The following is a 4,191-nucleotide window of genomic DNA, read 5'->3' on the forward strand; positions in this document are numbered from 1 at the left end:
TGCGGAGCCCGGCGATGCCTTGTGGGCGGGCCCTGCCGGGCGCGCCGCTGCCGAGCTGCTGCGCGAGGCGGAGGATCACGCCGCGCATGGCCCGGCGGTCATCGAGCCCGCCAGCCTTGGCCCGTTGCTCAAGACGTTGATGGACGAAGTGGCAGTGCGGCCGCAGCAAGGCGGGCATCCGCGCCTGGCTATTTATGGCCTAATCGAGGCGCGCTTGCAGACCGCGACGTCATGATCCTGGGCGGGCTGAACGAAGGAACCTGGCCCGGTCTGCCCGCGCCCGACCCGTGGCTGGCACCGCGAATCCGCACCGAATTGGGGCTGCCGGGGCTCGACCGCGGCGTCGGCATGGCGGGGCATGATCTGGCGCAGGCCTTGGGCGCGCCCGCCGCGCTGATGACGCGTGCACGACGCGGCGGCACGCAACCGGCGATCGCCTCGCGCTTCTGGCTGCGCTTGCAGGCATTGGCGGGCGATCGGTTCGAGCGGGCCACCGCGCTGGAAGGCTGGGCGCGCGCGCTCGACGATCCGGGCGCGCATGTGCCCGCTGCCAAGCCGATGCCAGAGCCCCCCGCCGAACGCCGGCCCAAGGCGATTGCCGTCACCGACGTCGATCGGCTGAAGGCCGATCCCTATGCGTTCTACGCCAAACGCATCCTCGGTCTGACGCAGCTCGACCCGGTCGATGCCGATCCCAGCGCAGCGTGGCGCGGCACGGCGGTGCATGACATCCTCGAACGCTGGGCGCGTGAGGACGCCTGCGCGCTCGACAAACTGCACGAGCGCGCGCGGGCGATGTTCGACGGCGCGCATCCAATGCAGCGTGCGCTGTGGCGACCGCGCCTGATGGAGGCGATCGACTGGATCGTCGCGCAGATGGGCAAGAACGTCGATTCCGGGCGCACCGTGCTGGCGGTCGAACAATCGGGTGAGATCGCGATTGCGGGGGTGACGCTGACGGGCAAGTTCGACCGCATCGACCGGTTGCCCGACGGGGCGCTGGCGGTGATCGACTACAAGACTGGCAAGCCGCCCTCGCCGGCGGCGGTGCGTGAGGGGTTCAGCCTGCAATTGGGGTTGCTCGGGCTGATCGCCGAGCGCGGCGGTTATGCCGGGATTGCGGGCAAGGCGCGCGGCTTCGAATATTGGTCGCTGTCGAAAAAGGGCGATGCGTTCGGTTATGTCACCTCGCCGGTCGATGCCGAGGGCAAGGGCGACAAGGTCGTGCCTGAGGATTTCACCACGCTCGCCGCGCGGCATTTCAGCGATGCCGTGGCGGACTGGTTGACGGGCACGCGTGCGTTCGAAGCGAAGCTGCACCCGGACTATGCGCCTTATGCCGAATATGACCAGTTGATGCGGCGGGACGAATGGTATGGCCGTGAGTGAGTCCGTATGACCGAGGGCCACAGCCGCCGACCGCTCCCGGTCCTGAAGGACGCGCAGGCGCGCGCCAGCGATCCGGGCGGGCATGTCTGGCTGTCCGCCTCGGCCGGGACGGGCAAGACGCAGGTGCTGACCGCGCGCGTCTATCGCTTGTTGCTGCGCGGCGTCGATCCTGGTGCGATCCTGTGCCTGACCTTTACCAAGGCGGGCGCGGCGGAAATGGCCGGGCGCATTGGCGAGCGGCTGGCGGCGTGGGTGCGGATGCCCGAGCCCGATCTGGTGGCCGATCTGGTGGCGCTGGGCGAGGATCCCTCGCCGCAACTCCGCGCCCGCGCACGCACGTTGTTCGCCAAGGTGCTCGACGCGCCGGGGGGGCGGCATCCGCATCCAGACGATCCACGGCTTCTGTCAGAGCCTGCTTGCCGCCTTCCCGGTCGAGGCCGGGCTGGTGCCCGGTTTCCGCCCGATCGAGGCGCGCGAAGAAGCGGTAATGGCGCGCGATGCACTGGCCGAAATGCTGGTAACGGCAGAGGCCGAAGGGCGCGATGCCACCGTCACTACTGTTGGCGCGCTGAGCCTGCGCTTGGGCGAGGGCGAGGCCGAGCGCTTCCTGCTGGCGTGCGCGCGGGCACCCGCCGCGATGGCGGAACTGCCGATGGGCGCGGGCATCGGCCCGTTCATCCGCCGCGCGCTCGATTTGCCGGTGGGCGAGATCGAGGCGGAGATCGCCGATGCCTGCGGTGACAATGCCTTCGACGTGGATGCGGTCGCGCGGCTGGCGGCGGCGAACCGGGCGTGGGGCACGGCGACGGGCGGCAACCACGCCGACATCGCCGAATGCTGGATCGAGGCGGCACCCGAGATGCGCGCACGGATGCTGGGTGACCTGATCGGTGTGCCCTTCACCGCCAAGCGCGAGCCGCGCAAATATTCCCCCAAACTGCTCGCCGCCGACCCCGATTATGCCGATCTCGCAATCGAGGTGGGCGAAGCGTGCGCGCATCTGCTGGGTTTGCGCGAGCGCGCGGCCTATGCCGATCTGCTTGCGGCAGCGCTGGCGGTCGGGCGGGAGTATGCGGCAGCGTATGACCAGGCGAAGCGGCGGCTGGGCGCGGTCGATTTCGACGATCTCATCCGCGCGACGATCGCGCTGCTCGGCCAACCCGGCATGGGCGAATGGGTACGCTACAAGCTCGATCAGGCTACCGAACATGTGCTGATCGACGAGGCGCAGGATACCAATCCCGACCAATGGGCGATCATCCGCGCGCTGGTCGAGGAATTCTTCGCGGGCGAGGGGTCGCATGGCGAACGCGTCCGTACGCTGTTCACCGTCGGCGATTTCAAGCAGGCGATCTTCGGCTTCCAGGGTACCGACCCAAAGTTTTTCGCCGCCGCCGAGCAGCGCATCGGGACGCTCGCACGCGACGCGTGGGCGGCGGACGAGGAACAACGCCGCCAGAGCGGCACGATGCGGGCGCGCCCGTGGCACCGGCTTTCGCTGACACAATCGTTCCGCTCGACCCGGCCAGTGCTCGAATTCGTCGATGCCGCGATCGAGGCTTTGCCCGAGCCGGGGCTGGGCGCGATTGCCGACCGCGAAGTGCATGCGAGCGAAGTGCCGGGGCCGGGCACCGTGACGCTGTGGCCGCTGGTGGTGGCTGGCGGCAGCGAGGAGGATGAGGAAAGCTGGGTTTCCGATTCCACCCGCGAACTCGCCCGCCGGATCGCGCGGACGATCAAGGGCTGGATCGGCACGCTGATGCTCGAGAGCAAGGGGCGCACGCTCCGGCCAGAGGACATCATGATTCTGGTCAAGCGGCGCGGCGAACTCGCCTCGCTGATCGTCGCGCGGCTCTATGCCGAAGGCGTGCCTGTGGCGGGGGTCGACCGGTTGCGGCTGAATGCGCCGCTGTCGGTGCAGGATCTGCTCGCCGCGATCCGTTTCGTGCTGCAGCCCGACGACGATTTGTCGTTGGCGTCGTTACTGGTATCGCCGCTGATCGGCTGGAGCCAGGAGCGGCTGATGCACGCCGCGCCCAAGCGCGCGGTCAGCCTGTGGCGGCACATTGCCCGCGCCGAACCGCGCGCTGAGATCGCGCCGTTGTTCGCGATGCTCGACCGCGCCGACATCGCTACGCCCTATCAATTTCTGGAGGAACTGCTGTCGGGGCCGCTTGGCGGGCGGCGCAATCTGGTGCGGCGGCTGGGGCAGGAAGCGCGCGACCCGATCGAGGAATTGCTGAGCGCGGCGCTCGATTTCGAAGCGCTCGGCACGCCCTCGCTGCAACGCTTTCTCGACTGGTTCGATCGCGGCGAAGTGGAGATCAAGCGTGACCCCTCCGCCCCGCTCGATGCGGTGCGGGTGATGACGGCGCATGGTGCCAAGGGCTTGCAGGCCCCGCTGGTGATCCTCGCCGATGCCGCAGTCGACCCGACCCGTTCGCCGCGCTCGACGCTGAAATGGCGGGCGGGCGATATGGCGGCGGAACTGCCGGTGATCCGCCCACGCAAGGGTGAAGCCACCGGCCCGCTGGCGGCGCTGGTCGAGGAAACCGCCGCGCGCGATCTCGAAGAGCATTGGCGGCTGTTCTACGTCGCGGCGACGCGCGCCGAGGAGCGGTTGGTGATTGCCGGGTCGGTCGGTCCACGCGCGCAAGGCGATGCTCCCGCGCAAAGCTGGTATGCGGCCGCCGCGCGCGCGATGGCCGCGCTGGAGGTGCCGGAAGGCGAGGAGCGCAGCTTCACCGGGCGCGTGCCGCAAAAGGCGGTCGCGCCAGACCGCAAAGCGGTGCGGCGGTGGCG

At 69.4% G+C, this 4,191-nt stretch carries 2 pseudogenes; both read left to right on the forward strand.

From position 1 onward, the window contains the following. Positions 1-1,389 (forward strand): annotated as a pseudogene (locus NW75_RS20815) (PD-(D/E)XK nuclease family protein); the annotation flags it as partial. Between the two features lie 6 nt (positions 1,390-1,395). Further along, a pseudogene (locus NW75_RS20820) lies at positions 1,396-4,191 on the forward strand (UvrD-helicase domain-containing protein); the annotation flags it as partial.

The organism is Sphingomonas sp. Ant H11 (assembly GCF_000797515.1).
Taxonomy (GTDB): Bacteria; Pseudomonadota; Alphaproteobacteria; order Sphingomonadales; family Sphingomonadaceae; genus Sphingomonas.